This window comes from Bradyrhizobium sp. STM 3809 (assembly GCF_000239795.1).
Taxonomy (GTDB): Bacteria; Pseudomonadota; Alphaproteobacteria; order Rhizobiales; family Xanthobacteraceae; genus Bradyrhizobium.
On record NZ_CAFJ01000135.1, the window covers coordinates 1 to 7,977 of the forward strand.

General features: G+C 67.6%; 10 protein-coding genes. 7 read left to right on the plus strand and 3 right to left on the minus strand.

The window, feature by feature from the left end:
- Both BRAS3809_RS06765 and BRAS3809_RS06770 read left to right on the plus strand, forming a co-directional pair.
- On the plus strand, positions 1–812 hold an 812-nt coding region (locus BRAS3809_RS06765; RefSeq protein ID WP_035655590.1), incomplete at its 5' end, for an amidohydrolase.
- 347 nt (positions 813–1,159) lie between these two features.
- The gene (locus BRAS3809_RS06770) at positions 1,160–2,074 is read left to right on the plus strand and encodes a DMT family transporter (RefSeq protein WP_008961343.1); all 915 of its coding nucleotides are present in this window, start codon (positions 1,160–1,162) and stop codon (positions 2,072–2,074) included.
- Between the two features lie 366 nt (positions 2,075–2,440).
- Here the strand turns inward: BRAS3809_RS06770 and BRAS3809_RS06775 are convergent, their stop codons facing one another.
- The 3 genes from BRAS3809_RS06775 to BRAS3809_RS06785 form a co-directional block, all read right to left on the minus strand.
- Positions 2,441–3,454, minus strand: a complete 1,014-nt coding sequence (locus BRAS3809_RS06775) for a zinc-dependent alcohol dehydrogenase family protein (protein WP_008961344.1) — start codon at positions 3,452–3,454, stop codon at positions 2,441–2,443.
- Positions 3,455–3,530: 76 nt separating this feature from the next.
- Complete coding sequence (locus BRAS3809_RS06780; protein WP_052523372.1) at positions 3,531–3,719, minus strand: hypothetical protein; 189 nt, start codon at positions 3,717–3,719, stop codon at positions 3,531–3,533.
- 101 nt (positions 3,720–3,820) lie between these two features.
- Positions 3,821–4,720, minus strand: coding sequence for an HWE histidine kinase domain-containing protein (locus tag BRAS3809_RS06785; RefSeq protein ID WP_008961346.1), 900 nt, complete (start codon positions 4,718–4,720; stop codon positions 3,821–3,823).
- A gap of 359 nt (positions 4,721–5,079) precedes the next feature.
- On the opposite strand from BRAS3809_RS06785, the gene BRAS3809_RS06790 reads away from it, so the two are divergent.
- The 5 genes from BRAS3809_RS06790 (at position 5,080) to BRAS3809_RS06805 (ending at position 7,725) form a co-directional block, all read left to right on the plus strand.
- Positions 5,080–5,493, plus strand: coding sequence for a hypothetical protein (locus BRAS3809_RS06790; protein ID WP_008961347.1), 414 nt, complete (start codon positions 5,080–5,082; stop codon positions 5,491–5,493).
- Positions 5,494–5,592: 99 nt separating this feature from the next.
- Positions 5,593–5,811, plus strand: a complete 219-nt coding sequence (locus BRAS3809_RS35740; protein ID WP_139017323.1) for a hypothetical protein — start codon at positions 5,593–5,595, stop codon at positions 5,809–5,811.
- 174 nt (positions 5,812–5,985) lie between these two features.
- Positions 5,986–6,534, plus strand: a complete 549-nt coding sequence (locus BRAS3809_RS06795) for a thermonuclease family protein (RefSeq protein ID WP_008961349.1) — start codon at positions 5,986–5,988, stop codon at positions 6,532–6,534.
- A gap of 166 nt (positions 6,535–6,700) precedes the next feature.
- Positions 6,701–7,336: a hypothetical protein gene (locus BRAS3809_RS06800; RefSeq protein WP_008961350.1), complete on the plus strand. Its 636-nt coding sequence runs from the start codon at positions 6,701–6,703 to the stop codon at positions 7,334–7,336.
- Positions 7,337–7,509: 173 nt separating this feature from the next.
- Positions 7,510–7,725 (plus strand): hypothetical protein, encoded by a 216-nt coding sequence (locus tag BRAS3809_RS06805; protein ID WP_008961351.1) that lies wholly within the window; start codon positions 7,510–7,512, stop codon positions 7,723–7,725.
- The last annotated feature ends 252 nt before the right edge of the window (positions 7,726–7,977 follow it).

Genomic DNA, 7,977 nt, shown 5'->3' on the forward strand with positions numbered 1-7,977 from the left:
CCGAGACGCGCAATTTCGACGGCACCGCGATCGTGATCTTCCAGCCGGCCGAGGAAGGCGGCGCCGGCGGCAAGGCGATGGTCGACGACGGCCTGATGACGCGCTGGGGCATCCAGGAGGTCTATGGCATGCACAACATGCCGGGCGTTCCGGAAGGCCATTTCGAGATCTCGCCCGGCGCGATGCTCGCCTCGGCGGATGCGATCCACATCAAGGTCACCGGCAAGGGCGGCCATGGCGGCGCCGGCCCGCACAAGGCGGTCGACAGCATCCTGATCGCCGCGCAGATCGTCAACGCGCTGCAGTCGATCGTCGCCCGCAACGTCGATCCCCTGAAGTCGGCGGTGATCTCGGTCTGCGCGATCCATGGCGGCACCACCTTCAACGTGATCCCCGAGACCGTCGAGATGCTCGGCACCGTCCGCACGCTCGATCCGGAGATCCGCGACCTCGTCGAGAAGCGCATCGTCGAGGTCTGCGAGGCCACCGCACGCGCCTATGGCGGCACGGCGGAAGCGATCTACGAGCGCAAATATCCGGTCACGATGAACCACCCGGCACAGGCCGCCTTCGCCGCCGACGTCGCCCGCGACGTGGCCGGCGCCGAGCGCGTCAACGACCGCGCCATCCCGCTGATGGGCGGCGAGGACTTCGCCTTCATGCTCGAGGCCCGCCCCGGCGCCTTCGTCTTCCTCGGCATGGGCCCGGGCAACGAGTGCCACCACCCGGCCTACCGCTTCAACGACAACATCCTCAGCGCCGGCGCCTCCTACTGGGTCAAGCTGGTCGAGAAGAGCATGCCGGCGAACTGATCCGTTGATGAAAGCGTAGGGTGGGCAAAGCGGCCGCCGAAAGGCGGCTGCGTGCCCACCGTCGTGGCGGCATCACCAGCGGCGAGACGGTGGGCACGGCGCCATCACGATCTCCCGCCGCGAGACAGCACGGTCGCGCCTTTGCCCACCCTACGGACTCGCGATCGTGGCTGGCAACGAACGTGCACCAAGCTCCGTCATCGCGAGCGCAGCGAAGCGATCCAGGGGCGGAGAGCGCGAACCGCAAGGGCACGCGCTTTCACCAATGATACTTCGTCCCGCATCGAAACCTCAGGCGCCGCAGCGCGGCTAGGAGAAGCCATCCTTCTCCCGCCCGCGAGGCCCGCATGCAGCGCCGCTCCGACCTCACGACAGAGCTTGCCCTCCTGCTCCTGCTCTCCACGTTGTGGGGCGCCTCCTACACGTTCATCAAGATCGGCGTCGAGACCATCCCACCCCTCACTCTGATCGCCGCGCGCACGCTGATCGCGGGCCTGCTGCTCGCAACCCTGCTCCGCGCCCGCGGGCTGGCCTGGCCGCGCGATCGCGTGACCTGGCGCCGCTTCCTGATGCAGGCCGGCCTCAACAGCGTGGTCCCGTTCACGCTGATCGCCTGGGCCGAGCGCAGCGTCGAGGCCGGCCTCGCCACGATCCTGAACGCGACCTCGCCGATCTTCGCCTTCCTGCTGACCGCGCTGATCATCCGCCACGAGCCCGTCACCTTGCGCAAGCTGGTCGGCGTCGCGGCCGGCCTCGCCGGCACCTGCCTGATCGTCGGCGTCGAGGCGCTGCACGGGCTCGGCCAGCAAGCATGGGCCCAGCTCGCGATCGTCGTCGCCACCATCTGCTATGCCGGCGCCGCGATCGTCGGAAAGAGCTTCAAGGGCCTCGACCCGATGCTGCCCGCTGCGGGATCGCTGCTGTCGGGCGCCGCGATCCTGATCCCGCTCGCGCTGGTCATTGACCATCCCTGGAGCCTGACGCCGTCGCCACGCTCGCTGCTGGCGCTGCTCGCGCTCGCAACCGTCTCCACCGCGGCCGCGATGGTGATCTATTTCCGCCTGGTGCAGACCCTCGGCTCGATCGGCGCGACAGCACAATCCTATCTGCGGGTGCCGATCGGCGTGGCGATCGCGGTCGCCGCTCTCGGCGAGCACCTCGCGCCGACCGCCCTGATCGGCCTCGCCTGCATCGTGATCGGCGTCGTCGCGATGACATGGCCGGGGCGGCAGGCGACGATGAATGATCCAGCCAAAGGTTGACCGCCTACGGCCCGTAACGGCACGGATATCGTTCCTGCGCCGTTCGACCTGAGAGGCTGGTCCTATCTCGTCCCCGAAGAGGCCGCTGGCAGTTGAAGCTGCCGAAGCAGCACCGAATGCCGCCGCGGCGCTAATAACAGCCCGTCTCGCTCCGCTCGTCATTCCGGGGCGGCGCGAAGCGACGAGCCCGGAATCCATAACCCCGAACCGTCGTGAGGCGCCGACAAGCCTCTCGATCGTTTCGCGCCACATACCCGTCTGTGGGTATGGATTCCGGGCTCGCGCTAGCGCGCGCCCCGGAATGACGGCGGCAAGAGCGGACGGCGGCGACGCGCGTGCGGCGTGCGGTAGAGACGGCAGCAGCCGTCAGCCCACCGCGATCGCGACCTTGCCGACATGCGCGCCGCTCGACATGTAGTGGAACGCCGCGCGCGCCTCGGCGAAGGCAAACACGCGGTCGACCACCGGCTTGACCTGATGCAGCGAGAGCGCATTGGCCAGCGCCTGGAGGTCGTCGACCGAGCCGACGGTGACGCCCTGCAGCCGCTGCTGCTGCATCACCATCAGCGGCAGGCGCAGCTCCGAGGCCGGTGCGCCGGCGAGGACGCCGATGAAGGCGATGGTGCCGCCGATGCGGGTGGCGCGGATCGACTCGTTCAGCGTGCCGACGCCGCCGACCTCCACGACGAGATCGACGCCCTGCCCGGTGATCTCGCGCGCCTGCCTGCCCCAGTCCGGCGTCGTCTTGTAGTTCAGCGTCACGTCGGCGCCGAGCTCCTTGAGCCGCGCGATCTTGGCCTCGCTCGACGACGTCGCGATCACGCGTGCGCCCGCCATCCTGGCGATCTGCAGCGCGAAGATCGAGACGCCGCCGGTGCCCTGCGTGAGCACGGTCTGGCCGGGCCGGATGCCGCCGAGCTTGACGACCGCGCTCCAGGCGGTGACGCCGGCGCATGGCAGGGTCGCGGCCTCGACGTCGGAGAGATGCGCCGGCGTCTTCACCAGCGCCTGCGCCGGAAAGATCCGATATTCGCTCAAGGTGCCGTCGACGGCGCCGCCGAGCGCGGAGCGCATCTTCGCCTCGCTCGGCTCGCCGCCGGTCCAGCTCTCGAAGAAGCTGCCGATCACGCGGTCGCCCGGTGCGAACGCGGTCACGCCGCCGCCGACCGCCTCCACGGTTCCGGCGCCGTCCGACAACGGCACCAGCGGAAACTTCTGCCTGGAGCCGTAGCCGCCCTTCACCGTGAGGAGATCACGATAGTTGAGACTGACGGCGACGATCCGCACCAGCACCTCGCCGCGCGCCGGCGCCGGCACGGGCTTGTCGACCAGCGCCAGCGCGTCGATGCCGCCGGGCCCCTGCAGCTCATAGCATTTCATCCGATGTCTCCCGCCCTTGCTTGCGCGCTGCCTCCGCGCGCCGTTTGCGCGATGGTGGAGCGTTTCACACCGGCGATCAAGCCGACGCTCGTTCCGCGTGGCGGACAAACGATGCCGACGTCGCCGCAGGCCGCATCAGCCGGAGATCCGGACGCTGCAGCCTGCCGTCGTCGATCAGCGGGGTGACGACATGGTTGAGAACATAGTCGGTGCCGAGCCAGGTGATCACGAGCGCGATCAGCAGCAACCCGGCGAGCAGCATCATGTCGCGTCGGTCCATCTCATACCTACGCGTGGCGGATGCAGCCGTTTCACATCGGCGATGGGAACCATCTCTTGAAATCAGCGGCATCAGGCGCGGCTGACTTACACATCCGCCTCGAACCGGATGCGGCACACGAGGCCGCTCTCGCGATAATCCTGCTCGATGCTGCCAGCGATCGCGGCAAGGCTGGCGCGGATCATGCGCGTGCCGAACCCCTCGCCCGCCGGCGGCGTCACGGCATGTCCCGACAGCTCGCGCCAGGTCACGACGCTGCGGCCGCCATCCTGCGCGAGCTGCACCTCGAGCCGGCCGCCATCGCCGCGCAACGCGCCATACTTGACCGCATTGGTCGCGAGCTCATGAAACACCAGCGCGAGATTGCGGATCGCCTCCGGCCCCAGCGGCACGTCCGGCCCGTCGATCGTCACCAGGCCGGAGGCGCGATAGGGCTGCAGTTCGGCCTCGACCAGCATGCGCAAGGTCATGACGCGCTGGCTCGACCAGGCGATCGTATTGGCGCGCGCGACGGCGTCGAGCCGCAGCGCGATCGCCTCGCCCTTGTCGTGATCCTCGCCCGACAGGCTGGAGCGGACGATCGATTGGAACACCGCGAGCTGATTGTTGACGCGATGTCTGAGCTCGCCGAGCAGCAGCTCGCGCGCATGCTCGTTGCGCTTCAGCTCCAGCAGCGCGCCGCGGCAGAGATTGGCGAGCCAGATCACCAGCGCAGACGCCGCGAGAAACGCCACGAGATTGACCGCCTCCTCGTGACCCGGCCGATCGGTGAATCCGATCAGCACCACAGCGGCCGACAGCCACGCGGCAAAAACGGCCGCCGGTAGTCCACCGATCAGCGTTGCAAACACGATCGACGGGAAGAACGGCGCATAGGCCAGGGTCGCGCCGGCATGATCCAACCCGGCGCGCGTCGCAGCGGACATCGCCACGGCCACAGTCGTGAGCAGAAACGTGGTCGGCGACCACGGCCTGCGTCGAACCATCCAATTCAAGAAACTCTGACCCGCGCGCACGATTGACCCCGAGCGCAACCTCTATCGCCGGGGACGTATCGGAACAAGCTGAAGGAACTGCCGCAGCAGGGCAAAAATTTTTGGAACTTTTCTGGTGTAGTTGCGTTGCGCTGCTTCGATTGCGTCCGGCGGAACACGCCTGCCGTGGCATGGAACAACTACAGCCTCGCAGGACGCTCGCCGTCAGGCTCCGACCGGCATCCTCATCGATGCGCGCCGCCCGTGGCGGTATTGGAGCGCCGCCTGCGAGAGCGCTTGTATCTCCGTGTCTGTCGCGCGCTAATCCTAGCGGCTTGCCGACGCGCCCCGCAGCGCCGATCATGGCAGCCATGACGACGAAATCGCGCGAGAGACTCTACGGCGCCGGCATCCGCATCGCCCAGGAGCAGGCCGCGCGCGCCCGCAAGGAGGCCGATCGCCTGGCGTGCGAGGCCTGGAACAAGCGGATGCTCGGCTACAAGGGTCCGGCGCAGCCCTCGCCGCTGCTCGGCGATGCGCTCAATGCCGGCTACTACTATCTCGAAGTGCGCTGCCTCGGCTGCGACACCAACCAGACCGTCGCGCTCGACATCATCAGGCGCGCCAAGACCACGCCGATCCATGAGCTGGAGCGCTACATGCGCTGTCAGGATTGCTCGCGGCGGACCGGGCGCGCCTACAAGCGCAGCGCGCTGGTGGCCTTGCGCGAGACCAAGATCTCGGCGGCGCATCCGGCCTCGACCTGGTGGCCGGGCGAGCGCTAGGAGGACGCTCGTGCGATGAGCGCATGACGCGCACTCCGAGAGGTACCCTGATCGGGACAGGAACGAGCGGACCAAAAAAATCTCGGCGCACGCGGAACAATGTCGAACAACCCTCGTTTCGCAATCTTGCCGGCGCGGCAGGGAAGCGAAAACATGTCAGAGTGGACGACGCAGCCAGACAAGCTGCGGGCCGACGCGGCGGAATGCGCCGTCATTCGCGATCTCGCGACCGATCGCGACAAGCGCGAGCTGTTCGCGCGCCTGGCTGAGCATCTGAGCACGCTCGCCGCCGAAGTCGAGGCGCACCGCGCGCGATGAACATCCGCCATTGCTGTTGCTGAGCCGATGTCGCACGGCGCTCGAGCGCGCATCCGGCGCAGGAGGCCATGACGACGTGCCGGCGCGGCACGTGCCACGTCGGCGCGCATCCCGTCTCGTCTATAAGACCGGATGCTCCGCGGGCGATTCGCTGGCCCGAGGAGTCCCCTTTCAATGCCACGGGTGCCGGTCGTGCGACGTTCCTTCCTCCTAGCCTGCGTCGTTCTCTGCACGCTTGCCGCGTCGCCGCTCGCGGCCGCCGATCTCGTCGGCCGGGCCAGCATCGTCGATGGCGATACGCTCGACTTACACGGCGCGCGCATCCGCCTCTGGGGCATCGACGCGCCCGAGAGCGCGCAGCTCTGCCGCGGCCGCGACCGCAAGCCGTATCGCTGCGGCGCCCTGGCCGCCAACACGCTCGATGAGTTCACCCGCAACCGGCTCGTGCGCTGCACGCCCGTCGACGGCGACCGCTACGGCCGCATCGTCGCGCGCTGCGTGGCCGGCGGCAGCGATCTCGGCCGCTTCATGGTGTCGCGCGGGCTCGCGATCGAGGAGCCGCAATATTCGCACGGCGCCTATGCCGCCGACCAGCTCGCCGCCCGCCGCGCGAGCCGCGGCATCTGGTCCGGCCGCTTCGTCGAGCCGCCGCTGTACCGCAGCTGCATGCATGCCGGCGGCACGATTGTGCCGTGCTCGGACGGCGAGATGCGATGGCGGTGAGCGGCGTACCACCTGCCGCATCCAGCTCCGATCGCCGCGCCGTAGCATGGCATGGGCGGCTGAACGCGCTAGCATCGCATCGCTGAGCGCCTATATCCGGTGGCCACGTCGCCGCGCCATGCTTGCGGATTGGCCCGAGCGACGGCGTTCATGGCAAGGACACCAGATGAGCAAACATCGCCCATCCATCGTTCGGACCTTGCTGATTGCGCTCTGTCTGGCCGTGGCCGTCGCTGCTCCCGCGCGGAGCGAAGACGAAGCCTCACACATCAAGAAGTTCGAGACCAGTGAGTTCGACGGGATCGATTTCAAGGGACAAAGCGAATTCGAAATTCACGATCCGGACCTCTTGCCAAAGCAGCTCGTGCGGGCGATCGCGCAAACCAATTGCCGATACAAGGAAGATCTCAAGGCGCTGCCCGTTCGTTTCCTCGTCATCGAGACCAGGCGTTTCGCGCTCGTTCCCTGTTTCGGGATCGCGGTCACGTGGCACGAGATCTTCGACCTTCAGGACCGCCGGCGGCCCCGGCTGCTGCAGCTCACGAAGATGGCTCCCGAACGCGGCTTCGTGGCAGCCGACAGTGCCGGCTTCGTCACCTGGAACAAGGACGACGAAGTGTTCGAGGCCACCGGGGGAAACGACATGTGTACGGGCGCAGTCAGACACATCTACAAGCTCGCGCCTGACGGAGAAGCGCTGTCGTTGATCAGGGTCGACTTCCGGCTGGACAATTGCGGCGCAGGTGCATGGAAGACGTTATGGACCGCGCCGCCCTGGCCGACACGCGAGCAACTTCAGTGATGCTGCCGCCGTGGAGAAAGACGAGTGCAAAACTGCGATCATCAACTGCGACAGGCCTGCCGCCGCCACGGGTTCGCAACACGACCGCGATCAGCCGATGCACACCCGATCCGACATACGCCCGCCATACGCTGCCGCTACCAATCGAACGGACAGCCTTGACGAGGAGCAACATGGCCGACAACGACCTCGAAATCTTCCTGACCGCGCGCAACGTGCTGGTCGAACTGCGCCTGAATTTGGCCAAGGCCGTTGCGGCCGGCTATACGAAGGGCGAAACGGAAACTGCGGTGAAGAGCCTCGTCGAGGTCCAGCAGGCCATCGACGTGATCGACCACGCGAGCGAGGAGCTGGAGGAGCTCGACGAGACCGAGGACGACGAGGACTGACGCGCTACGCGCGATCCGCCCGCGCCATGCTGCATCGACCTTCCCAAGGGTAAGCACGATCCGGGACGTCTCCCGCAGGATAAATCAAGGTCCGTAGGGTGGGCTAAGGCGCAGCCGAGCCGTCACCTCACGCCCAGGTCGTCATGGCGCCGTGCCCACCATCTCGCCACCGCGCATGCCGACCGACGGTGGGCACACGCCGCCTGACGGCGGCGCTTTGCCCACCCTACGCGACGACCAACGAGCAGCTCC